Annotated in this window: 4 protein-coding genes; 3 read left to right on the top strand and 1 reads right to left on the bottom strand. The window is 54.8% G+C overall.

Annotation, left to right across the window (positions count from 1 at the left end; all coding sequences use genetic code 11):
- Positions 1-104 precede the first annotated feature (104 nt).
- The 3 genes from PG883_RS22955 (at position 105) to PG883_RS22945 (ending at position 2,046) form a co-directional block, all read left to right on the top strand.
- A complete protein-coding gene (locus PG883_RS22955) occupies positions 105-689 on the top strand; it encodes a restriction endonuclease subunit M (protein ID WP_201035613.1) in 585 nt (194 codons plus the stop codon).
- Between the two features lie 362 nt (positions 690-1,051).
- Complete coding sequence (locus tag PG883_RS22950; RefSeq protein WP_114522813.1) at positions 1,052-1,408, top strand: hypothetical protein; 357 nt, start codon at positions 1,052-1,054, stop codon at positions 1,406-1,408.
- A gap of 77 nt (positions 1,409-1,485) precedes the next feature.
- A complete protein-coding gene (locus PG883_RS22945) occupies positions 1,486-2,046 on the top strand; it encodes a DUF2726 domain-containing protein (protein WP_114522814.1) in 561 nt (186 codons plus the stop codon).
- 127 nt (positions 2,047-2,173) lie between these two features.
- Here the strand turns inward: PG883_RS22945 and PG883_RS22940 are convergent.
- On the bottom strand, positions 2,174-2,647 hold a 474-nt coding region (locus PG883_RS22940; protein ID WP_270808364.1), incomplete at its 5' end, for a transposase.

Raw genomic sequence — 2,647 nt, 5'->3', positions numbered from 1 at the left:
GCCGTTAGAGGTGATCAAGCAATACATTCAAAACCAGCGGGGCTGACGCCCCGGCGAAATTCCCCTCCCACCTACGTCGGAGGGAGTCCCCTTTCGCATTTAAGATGGGCGTCTCGGAGTTCGTCGAAGCGTTCATCGAAACGTGGAGCTACCAACAGTCCGGGCTCTACCCTCCGGCAAAGCACATTCCCCCTGATTTGACGGAAACCGCGATGGAGTTGGCGGCATTGCTATCGAGCACCATGCTGGCGGCACCAACCGGCGATGTGCTGGGGATCCTGATGAGCGAAGTCGGGTTCTCGAAGCGGGGCACCAACTTCTACCCCACACCGCCAGAGATTGGCCAGCTGATGGCAGAGCTGATAAGCGGGGCGGAGACGAAGTCATCAAAGGAGCTTCAGCACTACGAGCCTTGCTGTGGGTCGGGCATTAACTCACTCCTGTGGCTGGAGCAACAGCTGCTGGAGCGCGGAGAAGCCGGGGTAGGGGATGTCAGCCTGTCCTTGGAAGACATCGATCGGTTAATGGTACGCTGCGCCATGCTGCAGCTCACTCACTACCTAGCTGCTCGCGATGTGGTCATCAAGTCGTTCTCGATCGTTGGCATCGACTCGTTGTCCAGGGCCACCCGAGGCATCGCCTATTATGCGAGTCGCGAAGAGGCCCAAGAGGCATTTTTTGCGGCTTAGGCCGCATCATCCAGGCGTTGAGTGGTCTGCCAGTCCGTTAATGACTTTTATCTCGAATATGCGCAATAATGACGCTGAACGCCATGCTGAGGGGGTTTCTGTGGGTGATTTTCATAGGCATACCGATGAGCGTTTGTGCCCTACCTGGGACGCCGAGATGCAAGAGTGCTCGTGCGATAAAGTCTCGCTGCAAGGCAAAATTCTAGCCATCGTCAACGAGATCAAGGAAGCACGCAGTCAATCGCGGTATTCGTTGGCGAGGGCTGCCAGGCGGCGGTTACTGTTTACCCTCGACGTTTTCCACATGGTGCATCAGCAGCCCTATCGGATGTACCGCAGATCACAGCAAGCAAGGAGCCTCAATGATTGCTCAGCGTGAAGGCCAAACTGATAGACAGTCCGCGAAAGACAAAGCGAAAGAAGCCTCGGAAGCCTACAAGCAGGCGCTGGTAAACGAAGCCCTCGATAATGTGGAGACCCTTCTCACCAGCAATGAGGTCACGCGCTTTGATGCGATCCTCTTTGGCTCCATGCACCTACGTCTGGCCAGGGGTGAGTCGATCTGTTTCCCGCAACTCGAATGGGTTGCAACCCCGCCGGAAATTCGCAAACTCGTGACGACCCGATTGAAACTCACGGGTTATAAGTATTTTCCGTCGACGATGAGCTGGGTACTGAGGGAAGAGAAGCCGCTGGTGCCGTTGCAGCGTGAGCGGTAAGGCCAGAGCTGATCTCACCCGGCAAGCGGAAGTTACAACGGGCTCATGATGGGCAATGAAAATCATAAGGAAGCGTGATGAGCATGACAGTGATTGCAATCGTGGTGCTGGTCGTAGCGGTGGTGGGGCTGCTGCTGGGCATGGACAAGGGTAAGGGAAAGGGGAAGGACACGGCAAAGCTCGATACGGCATTGACGTATGAAGTGCAGGACGGACTCTTTACCGACGGCGAAAAGTCGTTCCTGGTTGCGTTGGAGAAAGCCGTTCAGGGCCAGGCCCGCATTTACGGAAAGGTGCGTGTAGCCGACGTGCTGCGGCCTACCCAGAAAGATAAGAAACTCTGGCAGAAATCCTTTAACCAAATTTCTGCAAAGCACCTGGACTACTGCTTAACAGACAATGACTTCCGGTACCTCTGCGCCATCGAGCTGGACGATAAGTCACACTCCCTGAAAAAACGGATGGAGCGGGATGTCATGCTTCAAGACGCCTGCGACAGCGCCCAATTTGCGCTGGTGCGGTTCACCGCGAGATCCAGTTACAATGTCGAAGAGGTCCGGGCGAAGCTGCAACCGCTGTTGGACAAAGTTGCCGCCCGCAACGTGGTGCCGCTGTCCCCGTTAAAGGCCGTCAAATAAGCCTGACTCGATGTGAACGACCAATGACAAAGGGCTGCAATGCAGCCCTTTTTGACGTCAATTTTCCGTGACCACACGGACTCATGTAAGAACTAACAAAAGCTAATAACGTCTCATGTACAGGACCTTAAGCGTTGAGTCCCTTTAAAACTCCTTCCAAGGTCCTGTTCTGTATCGATTTTCTCTGCTTGGTTCGGCAAGCGTTCTTGGCCAAATAATCAGCTGCCCATTCCAGTCTTTCCCTTATTTCTGTCAGCGCTCTATGGGCCACTGCTTCCAATAGCGGCAACCACCATGTCGTACTGTTCTTTGACGCTTTCAACATCGATAGCTTCCCTGTCATCACACTCTGCGCGACCCGCCTTTTCATCACCAGCGACAGCAAACTCGTCCACACCAATCCCTCGGCGATGGCTTTCTCCCCCGTCACAAACCCCTTGAGCCGGTTGTGCGATTTCCACTCTTTAAATAACAACTCCACCTGCCAACGGCAGCGATACAGGCTCATCACCTGCTCTGCTGACCATGCCGCTCGCGGCAGGTTGGTCATCCACAAGCAGAACCGCTTTTCCTCGGCAAACCACCGTCGGATCAAGCGGTA

Source organism: Aeromonas sp. QDB25 (assembly GCF_027707725.1).
In the GTDB taxonomy this organism is placed as follows: Bacteria; Pseudomonadota; Gammaproteobacteria; order Enterobacterales; family Aeromonadaceae; genus Aeromonas; species Aeromonas caviae.
Note: the sequence above shows the minus strand (reverse complement) of the source record. Positions and strands in the feature narration are given on the sequence as shown.

Coding starts and splice junctions, on each gene's coding strand:
- PG883_RS22945 (WP_114522814.1), top strand. CDS start 1,486: ATGAGCATGACAGTGATTGCAATCGTGGTGCTGGTCGTAGCGGTGGTG.
- PG883_RS22950 (WP_114522813.1), top strand. CDS start 1,052: ATGATTGCTCAGCGTGAAGGCCAAACTGATAGACAGTCCGCGAAAGAC.
- PG883_RS22955 (WP_201035613.1), top strand. CDS start 105: ATGGGCGTCTCGGAGTTCGTCGAAGCGTTCATCGAAACGTGGAGCTAC.